1 protein-coding gene is annotated in these 248 nt (G+C 63.3%); it reads left to right on the forward strand.

From position 1 onward, the window contains the following. Positions 1-46: 46 nt before the first annotated feature. Positions 47-248, forward strand: a 202-nt coding sequence (locus L9G74_RS21555) for a dihydroxy-acid dehydratase domain-containing protein (RefSeq protein WP_238898884.1), incomplete at its 3' end; no start/stop codon positions are given.

A 248-nucleotide genomic window follows, 5' to 3' on the forward strand; every position in this document is an offset into this window, starting at 1 on the left:
GTCGCTGCCAGGCTGTGCGGCCATCCCGGCCCCCTTCAGGGCGCGGATGGAAATGGCCTATGCGACGGGCAAGCGCGCCGTTGAACTGGTCCACGAAGACCTGCGGCCATCAGCAATTCTCACGCGCGAGAACTTTGAAAACGCGATCCGCGTAAACACCGCGATTGGCGGGTCGACAAATGCGCCGCCGCATATTCAGGCGATAGCCCGCCACGCTGGTGTTCCACTGGAGGTACAGGACTGGCAGG

Origin of the sequence: Shewanella electrica, from assembly GCF_022321485.1 — a bacterium.
GTDB lineage: Bacteria > Pseudomonadota > Gammaproteobacteria > Enterobacterales > Shewanellaceae > Shewanella > Shewanella electrica.